Raw genomic sequence first — 20,047 nt, forward strand, 5'->3', positions numbered from 1 at the left:
GTGAAAGCTTCCGCTTGAAAAAAAATCCGGTGTCTTCCAAAAATAGTCTGTTTCGCAACCGAATACGAACGAAGAAACCGGGTTTCACAGCAGATGGTGCGTAAGTCCTAATGGATTTAGAAATCGAACGTAGTGCGAAGCACGCTCACGTATTGCGTATCATTTTTGCTGTTGTTTTCCGGGTTAATAATTACCCAAAAACCAGGAGTTACCGAGATGTTGTCGTTTAGCCGCCAGCGGTAAAATGCTTCGATGTGGTAAGCGTTGTCCCCCTCTTTACGGACATCGCTGCTGGACACATGTGGTGGCACAGCAAAGACAATTCCTGGTAGGTTACCCTTACCCCCGACATCTGGAAATGACACACCGATCGCCCCATACCAGAGATTGGCATTGTCACCACTTCTGACGAAAAGTGAATCTGTTTGACCCCTACCATTAGAAATATCACTGAAATTAGAGTTCTCGGCATTTGCCCAAATATATCCGCCCCAAGCATGTATCTGGAAGTTTGGAGAAAAGCGATAGTATGCCTGTCCACTCACTATGTTATTGGAAGTAGGAATGCGGTTTCCAAAGGGAGAAATTGACAGAATACTACCTGTCACGCCTGTGAGATTAACCCCCCCAGGTGCGGCATATCCATGAGAGTAGGCGATTCCAACCGCCCCTTGTTTACCGTAATACACCAGGTGTGCCAACGCATTGTAGCCACCATTAAATAACCCATTTTTTTCAGATGGAATATTGGGGTTATCAGCCAAATAGCCCAGAGTTAGAATCAGGTCTTTATTGATGTTCCAATTCACAGCAGCACCGCCACCACCTCGCCGGAAGATGGGATCGTATTCCGCAGTCAGTGACGGAACCCCGTTGCCGTCATCGGCAATAGTGGCAGGAGTCACGGTGTCTGTGATGTCGGTGTAGCCAATACCTGTGGGTCCAACGACAAAAGAAACAGAATCACTCACAGGAAAAAAGTAACGAATGTGAGGAATAGTGACGGTATTGCTGCTATCAAAATCAAAGTTCAGCCTCGTCATCCCGGTACCTGTCGCCAACTCAATCTGACTCTTGCCATTAGAATCAAAGAAGTTGCCGAACTCCAGACGGACTCGTAACAAATCTTTGCCTGTAAAGCTGCTCTCAAAGTTGAGACGACCACGATCCGCAAAGTAGAATTTCGAGCGATCGCGATTGCCACCCACTCCGTTACCAAAGGTATCGCTAATAGCGGTAATAACTTGAGCATTCAATTTGGTAGTAGTGGAAAACTGCTGCGCCTCCAATGTTGCAGTACGTGCTTCTAGCACATCCACCCGCCCACGCAGAGTTGTTAGTTCTGTGGTAAACTCTGTCTGCAACTTTTGCAGCACTGCTAAATCTTCCTTGTTGACTAGCTCGTTCGTACTTGTTGCAATTAACTCATTAATCCGGTTCAAGCAAGCATTTAAACCAGCTGCAAACTCATAACGGGTCAAGCCACGATTGCCGCGATAGGTAGAGTCGGGATAACCTGCAATACAGCCGTAGCGTTCTACCAGCGATTGCAATGCAGCGAATGCCCAATCGCTTGGTTTGACATCAGAAAGCTTGGAAACTGAGGTGACTTGTTCCTGCGAGTTTCCAGAGTTAACATTTGCTGTATTAGAAGTATTTTCTAAAGGTGCAGCCCAGACTGCTGGGCATGTCAAAAACAGAAGCACAAAACTGTATAAAAATTTTTTCATCATTGTTTTTCAACTACTTTGCCGTGATCAGGCCGTCATCAGTTTTAAATGTGCCATTGGTGGTTGTTGCCTTAATAAAACTGCATGCTCGGCTGGTTTGTATTTTTGAAGGGAGTTACTCCCGTTGTAGACGCCCGCCAGAAGGTTTTCCATAGGGATAGCAACTGCCGCCCCGTTGTTGGCGTAGTGTCTTTAAAGCAGATACAAAGTGTCGCTTGGAGCGTAAGCAAAACCCAACAAACGCTTGATATTATTGGGTTTGGTTCCAACGTTCAAAAGTCAAAAAGCTTACATTATAAACTTCTCGTTGATTTGGAGTTGTGAACCAGTCGCCTGCGGAGGGAAAACGCCAGGTGCTCTACTTGGGGAGACCCCAAGACCGCACTGGCTCCCCTCCCGCAGCGCTGGTCTCACCTTAAGGCGTGGCCGTTCCCACTAGGGTAGCTTTATTTCCGCCGTAACATAGTAGTGGCTCACAGTATTGTTGTTTTTCAAAAATGTCTCAATCGCCTTACTTTGTTGCAAGCATACTTTCTTGTATTCTTGCTAAATCAAAGTCCGTTGACTGAAGCTTTCAGCCAAGTATTTTCTTTTTATACGCTTAATTCTTCAATCTAACTTTCAGTCGAAGAGTCATCAAACTTTTGACTATGTACTAATCGCCGTTATCTTTATCCTGCAATTAGCATATTTATGAATAACTCAATCTCTCAACGCTTCATTTGTTTAATTCAGCAGGTTCTTAAGTAAGTCAATTTCATTTTTTTAATGATGCATTCTATTTAATTTTCATTAGCTTACCATTTCTTTTGGATTATTTTTATTTTTTTTGCTTTTGAAAAGTAAAGATGTATTAACTCAAAAGTTTTTTGATTTTAACAAAAAAATATGATAGAATCATTCAAGCTCATACGCCTTATTTTCTAAAAAATAAATGAGCAAAGAGAAAATGTTAAATTATTTTTTAGAAAATAAAAATATCTATTTTAGATTATAAAGTGTTCCACTCCTTACAGCTAGTGAATGCATTTTCAAACTCCACTCTAGATACTAAACCCAGCGTCTACTGGCACAACGACTCCGTTGACGAAACTAGAACCAGAACTGCATAACCAAATCAAGGTGCTGAGTAATTTGTCCGGTTCTCCAAAACGTCCAGCAGGGGTATGATGAATGATTTTTTGTCCGCGATCGCTCAAACTTCCATCTGCATTTAGGAGTAAATCTCGATTTTGCTCTCCAATTTTTGTTTGCTTAAAATTTATTAAGAAGTGATAGCACCACTAAATTATGTGTGGTCATTTCTTAATGCCCCACTAGTACCCCGCTTTAACAGAAAAGGAGACAAAACGCGGTTTTCCACACTTTTTTCCTCCAATAAATCGAGTAGCATTTGCATAGCATCAGAACCAATTTTCAACATTGGCTGGCAAATTGTCGTCAGTGGCGGCGTAACGTAACCAGACACAGCAATACCATCAAATCCGACTAGACTTAAATCTTGCGGTACAGAAATACTTAGTTCCCGGCAAGCCAAGAGAGCGCCAACTGCTACCATATCGTTGTAACAAAAGATGCCAGTTACCCCGGTAGTGAATAGTTTAGGTAGCATCTTTTGGCCAATAACAACATCGTTTGTTCTTGCATAGTCTTCATCACTGATTGCAACCCAATCACTAATTTGTGGTAGGTTAGCTTCAGTAAGAGCCATTTGATATCCTTCCAGGCGGTGTTGGTTTGACCTGCTGCGATCGCCCACACCCAGGTAACCTATAGAATTGTGTCCTAAACTTACTAGATGCTCTACGGCCAATCGAGCACCTAAGTGATCGTCTATTTCTACTGAGTAAAACATTTCTGATTGATCTTTAGTCTGGTTGTTAATCAGAACTGTTGGCACAGCAATTTGTGCTAGTTGCTGCGTATGCTGTTTACTTATTCGCGAGTCGGTTAGCAATATACCATCCACTCTGCGGCGATGAAAACGATCAATAGCGGCTATTTCCTGCTCAACATCTCGGTGTGAAGCACTTAATACAACACTCAGCCCTGCCGATCTGGCTACCTGTTCGATTCCCTCTACTACCTCGGCGTAAAAGGGATCTGCGATTGAAGTTACTACTACCCCAATGGTATTGGTGCGTGAAGAAAGCAAGCTTTGGGCAATAGCATTAGGCACATAGTTCATCTCCTGTGCCAGTTGTTTAATTTCCTCTCGCACCTTTGGGCTAATCAGAGAGTTATCTCGCAAAGCGCGTGAAACCGTGGAATGAGAAACGCCTGCTCTTTTAGCAATATCTTCGATTGAAATTCTTCGTTTGCTCATTTGCTATCTTACATATTTTTTGCACACGTGTGCATAATAAGATAAATTATAAAGTAATAAGGGAGTTTTCATCATTTTGTTGATATATTTTCATACAAATCTTCTCAGAGGCTTTCTCTAAAGAAAAGTAAAGTTGGCAAGATGGACACGTATGCTGTTGATGCACAAGTATACAAAGAGGAAAAGAAACTTAATATACGCTTTTGCACACGTGTGCAAAAATAAAAATAATCATTCTGATGCACACCTGTGCATCAACGCAGTGCTAAAGTCTCATTTAACAAATCAAGATCAAAAAGTAGAAAGTGAGAAGATATGTCTCAACTTCTGAATAATTTTATCGATCAAGTTCAAAACAATCCCTTACATTCATTAGAACAATGGGAAGAAGACTTACTGAATTGCTATCCTGATGCGGATACGATAGTTAAAAAAGGTAAAACTACCGTTGAGTACAGGAATTACGAAACGCCTAAGCGAGATACAGTCAAAGAGTTTTATCGGTTAAATCATATGAATCAAACATATGATTTTGTACTACAGAAAGAAGAAGAGTTTTCAAAGTTTGATAAGGCAGAAATGCCTGTTTGGGAGGCAGTCAAATTTTTGAATCAATTGGTTGATGATTCAGATCCTGATACAGACCTAGACCAATTACAGCACTTGTTGCAAACATCAGAAGCTATTCGCGCTGATGGTCATCCTGACTGGATGATACTTACCGGCTTCTTGCACGATATGGGGAAGGTACTTTGTCTGTTTGGGGAACCTCAATGGGGCACCGTAGGTGATACCTATCCTGTGGGTTGTGCATTCTCTGATAAAATTGTTTTCTTTGAACTTTTCAAAGAGAATCCTGATTACAATAACCCGAAATATAACACTAAATATGGTGTTTACCAGCCACATTGTGGATTTCGTAATGTGCACATGTCGTGGGGCCATGATGAGTATTTTTATCGCATAATGAAACCCTATTTGCCCGAACCCGCATTGTATATCTTCCGCTATCACTCATTTTATCCTCAACACCGTGAAAATGCCTACGAACATTTAATGGATGAACACGATAAAGAAATGTTTAAATGGGTGAAGTTATTCAATCCCTACGATTTGTATTCCAAAAACCCCAATCCTCCAAAGTGGCAAGAACTAAGACCATACTATGAAGATTTAGTGGCTAAGTATTTGCCTTCAACATTAAAATTCTAAATATCCGGTAGTCGCAAAGGCAGGGATTTAAAAAACACCGTACAGCCATCATATTTGATGCGCGTTTGTAGAGAACATGATTATTATTTGCTTATAATGATGAGCAAAAGTTCTTCAGTAAACTTAGAGTGGGTGGAGTGTTTCTTCAAATCTGAACAGCACATTGACATTTGTAAATGTATAAAACAAGTGTGCAAATGTTCTTGATCAAAAATCAGGCAGAAAAATTTTGCTTTTCTATCATTTTGCCAAAGTTAGCTTTGGTACATATCGTTACATTGAATAGATCTAAGCAAACCCAACTTCTGTTTTGACAACCATTGGGTTATTCATTAACCACTGACATCGTTCAGTTAAAGCGACTTCCAATACCAAGTTGCCAGAAATAGTATTATTTAAGGACAGTAATGCCTCGTACTCGGATTCAAACTATCCCTCACTTGGACTATATTGACAAGTATATTTGGGTAAAATTTTAAAACAAGGAAGAATGATTTTCACACATGGTGCTGTACTCCAAGTTCCTACCCCTCCCAAAAATATAGAATTGAAAAGAAAACTTTTTCCAAATAGGGTGTTAAATTTTATGAACGTCATTTCATGTAGGGTAGTAATTATAGTTAAATTAGACATAAGTTAAAAGCAGCTTAACTGTCGCAAATACTTTGATAAAAAGAGTTTGAATGACATAAGTATGCTTCTTGTAGTAAAGGTGTTTTGCTCAAGGAGGTTTATTTTGGCAAGGTTGCAGAAAAAATAATATAAACTCAAATAAGAAAGACGCAATTGTGATAACATAAAGTTCTTAAAAATTTAGTAAGCTGTTTTCAGACCACGCACTTCTAAATCGATTTTCACAGAAAAAATATGTGATTTTTTGACGTAGTGTAGCGTTCATAATTTTGCTGAACAAACAAAACATCAAATAGAGTGGAGCTAATAGTACTAACTCAAATCACATAAAATCATAAGACGTTTGAGAAAAGTTGAAATTGTAAAAGCTAGCAGTGTCACTATATTAGGTCTGAAAACTTCAGACCTAGTTAGTGTTTGGATGACTTTGCAGATCTATATTCTACTGACCTTCCTCAAATTTAAATGCGTTGTTGAATACAGATAAATATGAAAAGAATTTCACTCATAGCTAGCGTATTAGGTTTCGTCAGTAGTAGTGTTATTGGTTGCACAAATGACTCTCAAAAAAGTAACACTGCTACTAATACTGGTACAAACACCGCTACTAACACTGCTACTAACATGAGTTTAGAGAGTCAGGGTAATACTCCAAAAGGAAAATTGCAAACAATCGGTATTGCCCTTGGCGACTTGGGTAATCCTTTCTACGTAGCAGTACATAAGGGAACTGAGGCACAAGCCAAGAAAATCGGGGGTAATAACATCAAAGTTAATGCGGTTTCCAGTGCTTTTGATCTGAACCAACAAACCAACCAAATTGAAAATTTCACTGCTGCGAATACTGACTTAATTATCCTGAGCGCTGTTGACAAAAAAGGAATAAAAGGAGCAATTGACCAAGCCAGGAACGCAGGTAGAGTTGTGATTGCGATAGATTCAGCCGTTGATGCAGATGTGGATGCGATGATTAGTTCTAACAATACGCAAGCTGGAGAGATTGCTTGCAAATATATTGGCGATCGCCTCAAAGGCAAAGGTAATGTAGTCATCCTCAACGGTACGCCGATGGACTCAATAAATCAGCGAGTGAGTGGCTGCGAAAAGTCATTGTCCAAATATCCTGAGATCAAACTCATTTCTAAAGACCAAAACGCCGAAGGGACAAGGGATGGAGGACTTAGAGTCATGAGTGATTTGCTGACAACTTTCCCCAAAATCGATGCGGTTTTTGCCACTAACGATCAAAGTGGTGTAGGCGCAGATTTAGCAGCTAGGCAAGCAAAACGCAAAGATTTTTTTATTGTTGGGGTTGATGGTTCACCAGATGCAACCAAAGCAATGGAAGACAAAGATGGTGTATTTGCTGCAACTGCTGCCCAAAATCCAGCCGCAATGGCTCAAAAAGCCGTTGAGATTGGCAACGATGTTATCCAGGGCAAAAAACCCAGTCATTCCGAGATTCTGATTCCAGTCAACTTGGTAACCCGAGAGAACCTTGGTACTTACAAAGGCTGGTAATTCATAAAAATAAAATTACCTCTAGGAGATAGATGAATGTGAAAAGGATTGCGATTCTAGCTAGCATATTCGGTTTAGTCAGTAGTACTGTTATTGGTTGCACAAATAACTCTCAAAATGGCAACACTGCTACTAACACTGATACCAATACTGAGACCAACACTGCTACCAATGTTAGTGCAGAGAGTAAAGGTGTAACTGAGAATGCAAAATTACGAGGAGTTGGCTTCACCGTTGGCGATCTAAGTAACCCCTTCTTTGTTGTTATGGGGCAGGCAGTTGAGGCAGCAGCGAAGAAAATTGGGGGAAATGATGTCAAAGTTATTGTGGCTTCCAGTGCCTATGACCTCAACCAACAAACCAACCAAATTGAAAATTTCATTGCGGCAAATACTGACATCATTGTTCTGAATGCTGCTGATAAAGCTGGCATTAAGCCAGCAGTTGAAAGGGCGAAACAAGCAGGCAAAATTGTGATCGCGGTAGATACAGGTGCTGACGGAGGTGTGGACGCCACCATTACGACTAACAATGTCAAAGCTGGAGAACTGGGTTGCCAATATATTGCCGATCGCCTCAAAGGCAAAGGCAATGTAGTCATAGTTAACGGTCCTCCCGTGGAATCGGTGCTTCAGCGAGTTAGTGGTTGCGAAAAGGTATTGTCCAAATATCCTGATCTAAAAATACTTTCTAAAAACCAGAATGCAGAAGGAAGTAGGGATGGAGGACTTAGAGTCATGACTGATTTACTGACAACCTTTCCGAAAATTGATGCTGTTTTTGCAATCAACGATCCAAGCGGGGTGGGAGCAGAACTAGCAGCTAAACAAGCACGACGTAAAGATTTCTTTATTGTTGGGGTTGATGGTGCACCAGAAGCAATCAAAGCGATCGCTGACACAAATGGTATATATGCTGCGACTGCTACTCAAAATCCCCGAGGTATGGCTACACAAGCAGTTCAGGTTGGTAACGACATCTTGCATGGTAAAAAACCTAGCAGTTCCACCATTCTGCTGACACCCAAGCTGATTACAAAAGACAACGTCAGCACAGAAAAAGGTTGGTAAGTAATCAAAATTGTGAAAGTCACTGTTCATCAGTGCTGAGTTTTCCAAAGATGATTTTGTAACGGCTTTCATTTCACATCAAATGTGATTTGCTGAAATTTTTAACTCAAAAACGCAAATTTTCAATTGTTTTTAGAGGAACAGATCATGACAACAAATATTGAAACCTCTTTTCCTCATGTACCAACTGCTACCCCTGTATTAGAAATGCAAGGGATTGCTAAACGATTTAATGGTGTACCTGCCCTCCAAAATGTCAATCTCACGATTTACCCAGGAGAGGTTCACGCCCTCATGGGTGAGAACGGAGCAGGCAAAAGCACATTGATGAAGATCCTTGCTGGGGCTTACATTGCTGATGAAGGCGAGATTCGCATCAACGGTAGCCCTATAAAAATTACCGATCCAGCTTCAGCACGCAAGGCAGGTATCAATCTCATTTATCAAGAACTGAACGTTGCACCTAATTTAACCGTTGCCGAAAATATTTTTATGGGTAGCGAGTTGCGCCGAGGTCAGCTTTTAGACCGCAAAGGTATGGAACTGGAAGCACAGAAAGTGCTTCAAAGCCTCGGAGCGAGTTTTACACCACAAACAGTGGTTGGTAGCTTGGTAGTCGCCGAACAACAGCAGGTGGAAATTGCGCGGGCGCTGAAGGACAATAGCCGCGTTTTGGTAATGGACGAGCCAACAGCAGCACTATCTGACCGCGAAACAGAGCGCTTGTTTGAGGTAATTCGCAGACTAAAAAGCGACGGCATTGCCATTATCTACATCAGTCACCGCATGGAAGAAATATATGCTTTGGCTGACCGGATTAGCGTGCTGCGGGATGGTCAATACATTGGCAGTTTGACACGGGATGAAATTTCTGCACAGCGATTGGTACAAATGATGGTCGGTCGCTCGATGCAGGACTTTTACGAACATCAACGGCAAACCAACCCCGGTCCAGTGAGATTGGAAGTCACAAATATCAGTGATGGACGCAAGGTTGAGCCAACTAGTTTTCAACTTCGCGCTGGCGAAATTGTCGGTCTAGCGGGGCTAGTTGGTGCAGGACGAACGGAAGTATGCCGGCTGATTTTTGGTGCTGATCGCAAGGTAAGTGGTGAAGTCTTCCTCAATGGTATGAAACTTAATATTAATAGCCCCGGTGATGCCATTAATGCTGGAATTGGTTACGTCCCAGAAGACCGCAAAGACCAGGGTTTATTTCTGGAGATGAGTTCCCGTAAGAATATAGCCATTAACACACTCAAGCAGGATGCAAAGGCTGGTGTCGTCAACTGGGGTTCAGTCAATCTATTGGCGACGCAAGCGGTGGAAGACTTCAATATCCGGCTGGCGAATTTGGAAATCAGAGCGGTGGATCTTTCTGGTGGTAATCAGCAGAAGCTACTGCTAGCACGTTGGTTAGCGATTAAGCCGAGAGTACTGATGTTGGATGAGCCGACACGCGGTGTAGATATCGGTGCCAAAAGCGAAATTTACCGAATTATCAGCGAGTTAGCAGCACAAGGTGTTGCGGTTCTGATGGTTTCGAGCGAACTACCGGAAGTTGTGGGCTTGAGCGATCGCGTCTTAGTGATGCGAGAAGGGCAGCTAGTAGGCGAACTTGACGGCAGTCTTGGTAAAGAAATTACCCAAGAAAATATTATGCACTATGCAACTGGAGCATCGGAGGTATCAGCATCATGAGTCAGACAATAAGACCAGCCAATAATAAAGCAGACAAGAATTCAACGCAGCGCAACCGCAAATCAATCAGCACTCTGCTTGAGGTTGCAGGTATTCTGCCGATTCTAATAATTATCTGTATCTTATTTACATTTCTTTCTCCCAGCTTCCTCACAGGCGCTAATATTGTTAATATATTGCGTCAGGCATCAATCAATATTGTCCTAGCAACGGGAATGACGTTTGTAATTCTGACTGGAGGTATTGACCTTTCAGTTGGATCAATATTGGCTGTTTCTGCCGTAGTTACGGTGCTGGTATCGCTACTTCCCGCTATAGGTTGGGCGGCTATACCTGCTGGTTTGCTTGCAGGATTGCTTTTGGGCTTAGTTAACGGCGCTCTGATCACTTTTTTGGATGTGCCACCTTTTATCGTCACGCTGGGTTCACTGACTGCCTTGCGGGGTGTTGCCTTTTTGGTTGCCAAGGGTACAACGGTTATTAACCGTGACATAAATTTTGCTTGGATAGGCAATAGCTATGTCGGTCCCCTTCCTTGGCTGGTAATCATTGCGCTACTGAGTATAGTAGTGAGTTGGTTTGTCCTGCGACAAACTGTTTTGGGGGTGCAAATATATGCAGTGGGTGGTAATGAGCGAGCAGCACGATTAACTGGGATTAAAGTTGATCGGGTGTTGCTATTTGTGTATGGCGTCAGTGGATTACTGGCAGGTTTGGCAGGAATAATGAGTGCCAGCCGTCTTTATAGTGCTAGTGGGATCGTGGGTACTGGTTACGAGTTGGATGCGATCGCTGCTGTTATTCTTGGTGGAACTAGCTTTACAGGCGGTATTGGCACGATTGGGGGAACCCTTCTTGGTGCATTGATCATTGCTATTCTCAACAATGGTTTGACTTTGTTGAACTTGTCTTACTTCTGGCAATTAGTTGTCAAAGGATTAGTCATTATTTTGGCGGTGACGATGGATCGCCTGCGCAGACGTTCCAGACGGTGAACCATCACGTGGATTTAGTGAAGAATAAAACGCCTTTATTACTGGGAGAGAAACCTCTTAAAATGTTCCTCAAAAAAATGCCCGCCATCACCAAGCCAAAATCTAACTGATTGAACTGGGCATTTTTCTTCCAAGATTACGCAATAAAAGCTGAAAGCACACCAAAAAATATGGTCTTGACTCTTTAAGTATAAACCCATGCAACGAACGCAAATCTTAGCTCAGTTTTAACCCAGTTTAGTAAACGCTCTCACTATATATATGAGATATAACCATGACTTCCACTACTAGTCGTCGTAAAGCTAACACGTATTATGTCATTTTGATTGCTGGTGCTGCTGCCCTCGGGGGCTTTTTGTTCGGTTTTGACACTGCCGTGGTCAACGGCGCGGTTTTAGCTCTCTCCAAAGCCTTTAACACCAGTAGTTGGGTGACTGGTCTAGCAGTGTCCCTAGCGTTGCTGGGATCTGCGGTAGGAGCCTTCTTTGCTGGACAAATTGCAGATCGCTATGGTCGAGTCAAGGCAATGGTAGTTGCTTCGGTGTTGTTTACTATCAGTGCTATTGGCTCTGGCTTAGCCTTCAGTATCTGGGATTTTATTTTTTGGCGACTGTTGGGTGGGATTGCAATCGGGGCAGCCAGCGTGATTGCACCAGCTTATATTGCAGAATGTTCTCCCTCCCATTTGCGCGGAAGGCTAGGATCTCTTCAGCAATTAGCGATTGTAATTGGAATTTTCATTGCCCTCCTCTCCGACTACTTTATCGCTGTGTCAGCGGGTTCAGCAGATTCACCATTTTTGTTTGGGATTGCAGCTTGGCGCTGGATGTTTTGGACAGCAGTCCCGCCAGCTGTGTTCTACGGGATGGCGGCTTTAACGATTCCCGAATCCCCCCGGTACTTGGTTGCTCAAGGACGCGATCCAGAAGCTGCTACCGTTTTGAGCAAGATTTTGGGTGGTAATGTACTGGAAAAAATCGAAGAAATTCGGCAAACAGTGCTTCGAGAACGCGAGCCTAAGTTTTCTGACCTTTTGAGTAGAAGTGGCGGACTCCTACCCATTGTTTGGGTCGGAATAGGCTTATCTGTACTCCAGCAATTCGTTGGTATCAATGTGATCTTCTACTACAGCAGCGTTTTGTGGCGGGCGGTTGGGTATTCAGAAAAAGATTCCCTAACAATCACAGTGCTCACAGGAGCTGTAAATATTATTACTACACTTATTGCGATCGCCTTCGTGGATAAATTTGGTCGCAAGCCCTTACTCATCCTAGGGTCGGTCGGCATGACTGTGACTTTGGGGACAATGGCTTCTATTTTTGCAACCGCCACGCTCGATGCTGCTGGCAACCCAGCTTTGAGCGGATCAGCAGGTCTTGTAGCTCTCCTAGCAGCTAATCTCTATGTGTTTTGCTTCGGTTTCTCTTGGGGACCAGTGACCTGGGTACTGTTAGGAGAAATGTTTAATAACAAGATTCGAGGTGCTGCCCTTTCAGTTGCTGCAGCAATGCAATGGATTGCAAATTTCCTCGTTTCTACAACATTTCCTCCTATCCTGCAATATTTCGGGCTGGGTTCTGCTTATGGTATTTATACAATTGCGGCGGCTATCTCGTTATTCTTCGTTCTGTTTTTTATTAAGGAAACCAAAGGAATGGAGTTAGAAGATATGTAAGTATGTTTGTGATCGATTGTCTGTTGTTCTTGCGCCACTGGCATATTGATCAACGTTGTATCTACGCTGTCCTGACGGTGTTCGGATAGCTTGAATTTTTCCAGATTCTTCCCATCCCCGGAGTGTTCGTTCATTGACCCCAAGGATGTCTGACGCTTCCTTGGGCGAAACATATCTGACAATAGCTTTGTTCTTAATAAAAAACCCCAGTGATGGTCTGAGGTTTATATCGAATGATCTTCAAAAAAATGCAATATGTTTCAATACTATAGGCATCATTTTTTATAAAACCCTTTCTAAAGCATGGGTTTAAGTTACAAACAACTGTGTTGACCAATACGTCAACGGGTTTCTATTGGAGTATTTCCGTCCGCGCCGCGACCTTGTCCACAGTTGTTAATAAAAAACCCCCAGTGATAATCTGAGGGTTTATGCCAAATAAGCCTTAAGTATTTCATCTATTCCAATACTATAGGCATCGTTTTTTTATAAAACCCTTTCTAAAGCATGGGTTTAGGTTACAAACAACTGTGTTGACCAATACGTCAACGGTTTTCTATTGGAGTATTCGCGACTGCGCCGCAGTCCCTACGTCTGCGGTTTGAACGCACAGGCACGGAAAGCGCCACAGCTTACGATTAAAAAACCCCTAGACCTGCTACTAGGGGATCATGTCGAATTACTTGTATTCGTTCCAATATTAGTAGCATCATATTTATAAACCCCTTTCTAAAGCAAGAGTTTAAATTACAAAAAATTGTGTTGCTTAATACGTGCGTCACTCAGCAACACCCTCCGATTGCGCTAGCCACCAGGCTTAGGCGTTTGCCTGTATTTTTCCTGGTGAATCCCCTTTTGCTTCAGGCTGTGCGCGAACGCGTGAAAAATGTTCAGTTACAGTTACCATTCTCATGGAGTTGGGAAAATGTGACGAGGTGTAGGAATATCACAAGGTATACGTAAAATCCTCTACCAACATACCCGGAACCATACTACCTCCCAACTGACGACCATCATATGTTCCGACTTCAGGTACAAATTCTTGGAAATTGGTCAAATCTACCAGATTCTCTCCCCAAAATCGATAAAGACTTTCATCAAAACGCAAATTTTCGATAGGGGCAGTAATTTCACCATTTTCTACCCAAAAGCAGGCATAACGGGTCATACCTGTAATTCGACCTGTGGGGCGATCGCTCCAATTCAAATAATGTAAATTAGAGACATACAAACCCGTATTTAAATGAGTAAGAATATCCTCTAACCTTAAATTCCCTGGACTAATTTCTGGTGCACGTAAACTCTCATAACTATTAGCGCCATTAGCAGTTTTTTGATATTCCCTAGCGGTGCGAGAATTAACGAGCGTATTAACTAAAACTCCTTTTTCAATAACAGGTAATTCTAAGGGAGCCATTTCTCCCAATTCATTAAATCGCGGTACTAACCCTCGTTGAAAGTTTTCTTTCACATGAAATGCAACAGATAACTGCTTTTCTTTGCGCCACAGTGACGCTAAAGCACTCCCTCCCTGTTGTAAATCAGCTTCACTCACACCTCCCCAAGAAAGCATTGCCACTAAATCAGCAACTGCTGCTGGTGCAAAGTAGGTTTTATAGTGTCCTCGCGGCAATTCTTTTATTGGACGAGAAAGCAATTGTAATTGTCTTTTCCCATCGCTAATTTTCTCGCTATAAGCTTCTTGATTCCACTCGCTACCAGCAAAAGTTCCTTTAACAGCTTGTGCTTCAGTTGTGAATATAGAATAGTCCAAGGAAAAAGTTTCGGTACTAAACCAGTGTTTTTGACCACTGGAATCAGCATAGCCTTTAATGACAACTCCCCCAGCATATAGCCCAGCAAAATCTAATTCAGCGACCTGTTGGAGCACCGTTGACACGACAACTTCCTCAGCCAATAGATTTCCACAATGAACTTCTCGACTGGTATTTGTTCCTGATGGTAAAACCAAATATGGATCTAGAGGTAACAGAGGAAGTTCTTCTCGTAGTTCTTGGAGTGCTTGGTATGCAAATTGCCAATCGACTTCCGAATCTCCGGTAAAGGGAAACTGCCGAAAACTACTGCGTTGATTTTGCATTAAAGTCAGTTCAATCCAACCATCAGTTACACAGCCTGTTTGCCGCACCTTGGCATGATTGAAACGAGTAAATTGACTACGTTCACTGCTAAGTTTCACAGTAAATTGTTCACTTTCTTCTTTCTTATTTAAGAGAGTTTTAATCAGTTGGTTAAAGCTGACTTCTAAAGCAGATAGTTCTTCGTGTTTCATAAGCATTGTAAATCGAGAGGGAGTAGGGGAGCGGGGGAGGTGGGGAGTTGAGGAGAGAAGAATGACTCTCCTTGTCCCTTTGTCCTTTTATACTCTTCAACCGCCGCCAAAGACCTCCACGTTAGCAAATACACAAATGGGTGAACCATGACCTACCCAAATCGTTTGGTTAGGTTCTCCTTTGCCACACAAAGGAGTCCCGTACATTTCCCAAGTAGAGGAGTTTCCTACTTTTACTAAACTGTGCCAAAACTCTGGTGTTGTGGCTCGATAGTTGGGATTGCGGAGGGTTTTGGTAAGTTTGCCGTTTTCAATCAATTTAGCGTATTCGCAACCAAACTGAAATTTGTAGCGGCGGTCATCAATTGACCAGGAGCGATTGGATTCCATATAAACGCCGCGTTCTATACCAGCAATAATTTCCTCAAAAGAGCCTTCCCCTGGTTCTAAATTCAAGTTTGCCATGCGGTCAATTGGTGGTCGATTCCAAGAGCAAGCACGAGCACAAGCGACTCCTGGTACACCTGCTCTTGCTTGACTTTCCAAACTACCCAAACCTCGCTGGAGAACGCCTTCTTTAATTAAATACTCCCGTGTTGCCACAGCACCTGTATCATCAAAGCCATAGCTGGCAAATTCACCAAGTACGGTGGGGTCAAAGGTAATGTTCATCTGGGAAGAACCATAGGTCAAAGTGCCGAAATCCCTCTGATTGACAAAACTACCTCCAGCGTAATTGCGCTCATCGCCCAAAATTCGGTCAATTTCTAGGGGATGTCCAATGCTTTCGTGGATTTGCAGCATCATTTGGTCTGGGGCTAACACTAATGAAGTACAAGTCGTTGGACATTCTTCTGCTGTCAACAGTTCTACTGCTTGTTCGCCAATTTGCTGCACCCGAACCCACAAGTCAGCTTCTTGGAAAAGTTCCAGTCCACCTTGGTAACAGTTTGCTTGCAAGCCGTTGTTAGTGCGTTGCTGGACAACCGCCCCATCTTGTGCTGTTGCACCGTAATGTGTGCCGAAAAACATAAATTTTTGATACACTTCTGAGCCGTTGCTGCTGACAAACCAAGTCTCTCTCTCGCTTGTTGTCAAGTTGGCTAGAGTTTGTACAATTTGGTCAGAAACTCTTAGGGTATGGCAGACACGAACAAGTAAATCGTTGATTTCCCCAGGACTCAAAGCATCAAAGGGTTTTAGAAATGGCGAGATATATTGACCAACAACTTTAGGGCGCTCATTCTCAACACCAAACGAATGTATCCACCACTCAGTCGCAGCAAGTGCTTGTCTGTATGCTTTTTGGGCGGCGGCTTGCAAGTCTTGAATAGCAAGCGAATTGGTAGCTGCATATCCTATACAGCCGTTGATCATAACTTCCAGCATAAACCCCATCGTAGAGGATTTGCCGTTACTTTGGGGTATGCCGTCACGGACATGACAGGTAAATGAAGTTTCCTTGACGACTCTAATACCAAGCCAGTCGGCAGGTATATTTATTTGAGCGATCGCTTTTGTTAGTTCAGACCACATAACAATTCAAAGTTCAAAATTCAAAGTTCAAAATTAAAGATTTCAAATTCCAGAAATTATTTTTGATGATTTTGTTTAGTTTTAACAACGATAACAGCAATTATCCTAATTATCTCGTTAATTTCTCCTAGAAGAGATATTAAGCGACTTTCTGGCATTAATTCAGTAGCAATTAGGAGTCTGAGCCAGTATCTTGTTTCTTTAGCCTCTTTCAGAGCAATTTCTAGTTTGTTAATAAAATCGGCTGTACTTTGTGCCGATTGGGATTCTTCAACATTTGCTCCAATTGACATTCCAGACTTTATCAACTGTTTAGAAAGTCTTTCTGCCACTCCCGAACTTTCATTTAGTACTTAACATAGTTTAACAATACGGATAGCAAACTCAAACGTTCTATCAGTAATTGCTTTATTTGTACTCGTCATTTTGCATTTTGTTATTCATTTTGAATTTTGAGAGAAGTTGGAGCGGAGGAAACCTCCGCTCCAATCTTCGGTGATTTTGAATTTTGAATTCTCAGTTGCGGTGCCATTTAGAGCCTTCACGACTATCAATTAGGATAATTCCTTGTGCTTGTAGTTCTTCACGAATGCGATCAGCTTCGGCAAAATTCTTAGCTTTACGCGCATCCTGCCGTTTCTGAATGAAAGCCTCAATTTCGGCATCGCTTATACCACTACTTTGAGGTGTTTCCACTTCTTGTTTTACTTCTAAACCAAGAACTTGAGCTAGTGTCACTAATGTGTACCACTGTTTCTGTAATTCTATTGATGGAGTTTCTGTTTTTCCATCATGCACCAGAAGGTTTCCCTCGCGTTGTAACTTCTTGCTTAATTCAAACAGCACTGCCAAACTTTTGGAGAAGTTGAAGTCATCATCTCCTGACGCTTCAAACTCTTGGATCAGATCTTTATCTAATTGATGAATATGATTAATAAAAGCAAGTTTTTCACCATGTACATAGCCGAATAGTAAACCTTCTTTAAGGGTTTTCCATTGTGCAGAAGCTGTGGCGATCGCGTGTTCGGTAAAATCAAGCGGTTTACGATAATGGGCTTGCAGCACAAACAATCGCACCGCCATTGGATCTACAGGTGCATGACTGTGGGCTCCTACTCCATCCAACAATTCGCGAATCGTGATAAAGTTGCCCAAAGACTTAGACATTTTTGCACCATCCACCATCACCATACCGTTATGCATCCAGTAACGAGCGAGTGGTTGGTTCGTCGCAGCTTCCGACTGAGCAATTTCGTTTTCGTGATGGGGATTTATTAAATCTCTCCCTCCACCATGAATATCAATAGTTGTACCCAGTCTTTCCTTAATCATGGCTGAACATTCAATATGCCAGCCCGGACGACCTTTACCCCAGGGCGAATCCCAAGCTGGTTCTCCTGGTTTTGCAGCTTTCCATAAGGCAAAGTCAAAGGGATGTTGCTTTTTTCCTTCTGGATCTTCAGAATCTACCCTTCCGCTCGCACCTGCTTGCTTTTGATCCAGTTGTTGTCCAGAGAGCTTCCCATACGCAGGGAAACGCTCTACCCTGTAGTAAACATCACCACCAACGGCGTAAGCGTAATCTTTTTCTTCTAAAGCATCAATCAGTTCAATGACAGCAGGAATATTCTCCGTCACACGCGGATACTCATCAGCATCCATGACATTTAAGCGGCGGATATCTTCAAAATATGCATCAATAAAGCGATTTGCCACCGCCTCCATTGTCGAGCCTTGTTCTCTGGCACGGTTAAGAATTTTGTCGTCAATGTCAGTAAAATTCTGAATATAGTGCACGTGGTAGCCGCGCCACTCGAGATAACGACGTATCGTATCCCAGATGATGTAGGAACGAGCATGACCCAAATGGCAATAGTCGTACACTGTGACGCCGCAGCAATACATCTTAACCTTTCCTGGTTCGACGGTTTGAAACGATTCTTGGCGGCGGGTGAGTGTATTGTAAACTGTTAGGGTCATAACAAGTGTGATACTGGTGAAATAAAGATACGTAATAATAGGGGAGAATAACTGGGATGAAAAACCAGCTACCCTATGCTAGTGTTTTCTGTCCTCTGTGCGCTACATTCTTTGTTCTGACTATTTTGATTTTTTCACAGCATCGCTATGCAAGCAGTTAGTTCCGAATCTCAATCAATGGATGCACCGAAGAAAGGATTACCAGTAACAATTCTTACTGGATTCCTCGGTAGCGGTAAGACGACTTTACTTAATCATATCCTGACCAATCAGCAGGGACTGAAAACTGCTGTTCTGGTGAATGAGTTTGGCGAAATTGGTATCGATAATGAGTTAATTATCTCCACTGACGATAATAACGATAACATGGTGGAGTTGAGTAACGGTTGTATCTGCTGCACCATTAATAATGACTTGGTGGATGCCGTTTACAAAGTTTTGGAACGCCAAGACAAAATAGATTATCTCGTTGTGGAAACAACTGGACTGGCAGATCCGCTACCTGTTGCTCTGACTTTTCTTGGTACCGAGTTACGCGACTTAACCCGTTTGGATTCAATCATTACGGTAGTAGACGCAGCGAATTACAGCCTGGATTTATTCAACTCTCAGGCGGCTCACAGTCAAATTGCCTATGGTGATGTGATTCTGCTGAACAAGACGGATTTAGTTTCTCAAGCAGAATTAGAGACGCTAGAAGTCAAACTTCGGGAAGTCAAGGAAGGAGCGAGAATTATCCGTACAACAAAATCACAAGTACCACTACCCTTAATTCTCAGCGTTGGCTTGTTTGAGTCAGACAAGTATTTCGCTGATACTGCGAGTTCCCATAGTCATGATCATCACGACCATGAGCATGATCATCACCACGATCATTCTGAGTGCGCTCATGATCATGACCACCATGAGCATGAGCACGACCACGATCATTCTGAGTGCACTCATGATCATGATCATGAGCACCATCACCATCATCACTCCGATCACTTAGAGAATGATGGTTTTACTTCCATATCTTTCCAGACTGACAAACCTTTTGCGATTAGAAAGTTTCAATATTTTCTAGATAATCAGCTACCTGAAACAATTTTCCGAGCAAAAGGGATAATGTGGTTTGACGAAAGCCCTCAACGTCATATTTTCCATCTTTGCGGCAAGCGCTTCAGTTTGGATGATGATGAATGGAAAGGTGAGAAGAAGAACCAGTTGGTGTTGATTGGTCAAAATCTGGATCGTGAAACTTTGCTCAACCAGCTTGAAAAGTGCATTTGTCTTCCTTCCACGACTCGTGGTAAAGGGTTTGGCAAATAGCTGACTAACGTAAGGCTCTTACACTGTAGAAAGTTATGAGTGATGAGTGATGCGTGAGGTGACT

15 protein-coding genes are annotated in these 20,047 nt (G+C 42.5%); 7 read left to right on the forward strand and 8 right to left on the reverse strand.

Going from position 1 to position 20,047, the window contains the following annotated elements; genetic code table 11:
* Positions 1-116: 116 nt before the first annotated feature.
* The 3 genes from AC5JM2_RS02555 to AC5JM2_RS02565 all read right to left on the reverse strand — a co-directional run bounded on the left by AC5JM2_RS02555 (position 117) and on the right by AC5JM2_RS02565 (position 4,056).
* On the reverse strand, positions 117-1,733 hold the full coding sequence (locus AC5JM2_RS02555) for an iron uptake porin (RefSeq protein ID WP_495833346.1): 1,617 nt from the start codon (positions 1,731-1,733) through the stop codon (positions 117-119).
* A gap of 1,040 nt (positions 1,734-2,773) precedes the next feature.
* Positions 2,774-2,929, reverse strand: a complete 156-nt coding sequence (locus AC5JM2_RS02560; RefSeq protein WP_495833347.1) for an SDR family oxidoreductase — start codon at positions 2,927-2,929, stop codon at positions 2,774-2,776.
* 89 nt (positions 2,930-3,018) lie between these two features.
* Positions 3,019-4,056 carry a LacI family DNA-binding transcriptional regulator gene (locus AC5JM2_RS02565; RefSeq protein ID WP_495833348.1) on the reverse strand — a complete coding sequence of 346 codons (1,038 nt, stop codon included), beginning with the start codon at positions 4,054-4,056 and terminating at the stop codon, positions 3,019-3,021.
* Between the two features lie 315 nt (positions 4,057-4,371).
* Here AC5JM2_RS02565 and AC5JM2_RS02570 point away from each other — a divergent pair, with 315 nt between their 5' ends.
* The 6 genes from AC5JM2_RS02570 to AC5JM2_RS02595 all read left to right on the forward strand — a co-directional run bounded on the left by AC5JM2_RS02570 (position 4,372) and on the right by AC5JM2_RS02595 (position 12,863).
* Positions 4,372-5,268: an inositol oxygenase family protein gene (locus tag AC5JM2_RS02570; protein ID WP_495833349.1), complete on the forward strand. Its 897-nt coding sequence runs from the start codon at positions 4,372-4,374 to the stop codon at positions 5,266-5,268.
* A 1,122-nt stretch (positions 5,269-6,390) separates the two neighbouring features.
* Positions 6,391-7,422 carry a substrate-binding domain-containing protein gene (locus tag AC5JM2_RS02575; RefSeq protein WP_495833350.1) on the forward strand — a complete coding sequence of 344 codons (1,032 nt, stop codon included), beginning with the start codon at positions 6,391-6,393 and terminating at the stop codon, positions 7,420-7,422.
* A gap of 32 nt (positions 7,423-7,454) precedes the next feature.
* Positions 7,455-8,492 carry an ABC transporter substrate-binding protein gene (locus AC5JM2_RS02580; RefSeq protein WP_495833351.1) on the forward strand — a complete coding sequence of 346 codons (1,038 nt, stop codon included), beginning with the start codon at positions 7,455-7,457 and terminating at the stop codon, positions 8,490-8,492.
* Positions 8,493-8,639: 147 nt separating this feature from the next.
* The gene (locus AC5JM2_RS02585) at positions 8,640-10,193 is read left to right on the forward strand and encodes a sugar ABC transporter ATP-binding protein (protein ID WP_495833352.1); all 1,554 of its coding nucleotides are present in this window, start codon (positions 8,640-8,642) and stop codon (positions 10,191-10,193) included.
* Positions 10,190-11,188, forward strand: a complete 999-nt coding sequence (locus tag AC5JM2_RS02590) for an ABC transporter permease subunit (protein ID WP_495833353.1) — start codon at positions 10,190-10,192, stop codon at positions 11,186-11,188. Before AC5JM2_RS02585 ends, AC5JM2_RS02590 begins: the two co-directional genes overlap by 4 nt.
* Positions 11,189-11,462: 274 nt before the next feature.
* Complete coding sequence (locus AC5JM2_RS02595) at positions 11,463-12,863, forward strand: sugar porter family MFS transporter (RefSeq protein WP_495833354.1); 1,401 nt, start codon at positions 11,463-11,465, stop codon at positions 12,861-12,863.
* On the opposite strand, the gene AC5JM2_RS02600 is transcribed toward AC5JM2_RS02595, so the two are convergent.
* The 5 genes from AC5JM2_RS02600 to cysS all read right to left on the reverse strand — a co-directional run bounded on the left by AC5JM2_RS02600 (position 12,849) and on the right by cysS (position 18,672).
* The gene (locus tag AC5JM2_RS02600) at positions 12,849-13,091 is read right to left on the reverse strand and encodes a MerR family DNA-binding transcriptional regulator (RefSeq protein WP_495833394.1); all 243 of its coding nucleotides are present in this window, start codon (positions 13,089-13,091) and stop codon (positions 12,849-12,851) included. The genes AC5JM2_RS02595 and AC5JM2_RS02600 overlap by 15 nt on opposite strands.
* Before the next feature lie 718 nt (positions 13,092-13,809).
* On the reverse strand, positions 13,810-15,156 hold the full coding sequence (locus AC5JM2_RS02605; RefSeq protein WP_495833355.1) for a metallopeptidase TldD-related protein: 1,347 nt from the start codon (positions 15,154-15,156) through the stop codon (positions 13,810-13,812).
* Positions 15,157-15,252: 96 nt separating this feature from the next.
* Complete coding sequence (locus tag AC5JM2_RS02610) at positions 15,253-16,692, reverse strand: TldD/PmbA family protein (protein WP_495833356.1); 1,440 nt, start codon at positions 16,690-16,692, stop codon at positions 15,253-15,255.
* A 56-nt stretch (positions 16,693-16,748) separates the two neighbouring features.
* Positions 16,749-17,024 (reverse strand): four helix bundle protein, encoded by a 276-nt coding sequence (locus AC5JM2_RS02615; RefSeq protein ID WP_495833357.1) that lies wholly within the window; start codon positions 17,022-17,024, stop codon positions 16,749-16,751.
* 184 nt (positions 17,025-17,208) lie between these two features.
* Positions 17,209-18,672 carry a cysteine--tRNA ligase gene (gene cysS / locus AC5JM2_RS02620; RefSeq protein ID WP_495833358.1) on the reverse strand — a complete coding sequence of 488 codons (1,464 nt, stop codon included), beginning with the start codon at positions 18,670-18,672 and terminating at the stop codon, positions 17,209-17,211.
* A gap of 147 nt (positions 18,673-18,819) precedes the next feature.
* Here cysS and AC5JM2_RS02625 point away from each other — a divergent pair, with 147 nt between their 5' ends.
* Entirely contained in the window at positions 18,820-19,983 is a 1,164-nt protein-coding gene (locus tag AC5JM2_RS02625) for a CobW family GTP-binding protein (protein WP_495833359.1), read from the forward strand.
* Positions 19,984-20,047: the final 64 nt, after the last annotated feature.

The sequence above is a fragment of the Brasilonema angustatum genome, assembly GCF_059505445.1.